We start from the raw sequence: 543 nt of genomic DNA on the forward strand, positions 1-543 counted from the left end.
GATGGATGTTCACAAGACCTGCTTTTTCTAATGCAGAAAAAGTGGGATTCTGCGCATTTTCTTCTATGTACGATATGAAAGGGAATAATTTTTCCTCTGAAATCTTTATATTGGGATCTGTCGAATCAACAATTCCAACAAGCATACTCGCATCTTTTTCCTTTAATGCTTCGTCAAATTTTTGAATCACTTTTTGCTTACTTGTTAATGTGGACCCGAGATAATATCCACCTAGTAAAAAGATTGCAAGAATTCCCCCAATAATAAGAGATGCCTTCTTAGTTCGGGAAGATTTTTTAAAAGAATGTGTATTTACTGGGGTTACCGTGGTTTCTTGATAATTTGGAGAAGAGATTCCTCCCATTGCAATGCCATCCTGTCTTTGATCATAGCTATCTTGAACATTAGCAAACTGTTTTCCACAATTTGAACAGACGCGAAAATGCTTTGGAACCTTCGTTCCACACTCCGTACAGAACTTAAAATCAATTAACCTATTACCTCCTTAAAGCAATCTAATATGTATTTAATTAAGTAAATGAC

The 543-nt window shown here is 35.4% G+C and carries 1 protein-coding gene; it reads right to left on the minus strand.

Features of this window, described 5'->3' with window-relative positions:
* Positions 1–364, minus strand: a 364-nt coding sequence (locus V7659_RS08120; RefSeq protein WP_420491712.1) for a TcaA second domain-containing protein, incomplete at its 3' end; no start/stop codon positions are given.
* Positions 365–543 lie beyond the last annotated feature (179 nt).

Origin of the sequence: Neobacillus drentensis, from assembly GCF_036966985.1 — a bacterium.
GTDB classification, from domain to species: Bacteria; Bacillota; Bacilli; order Bacillales; family Cytobacillaceae; genus Neobacillus; species Neobacillus drentensis_E.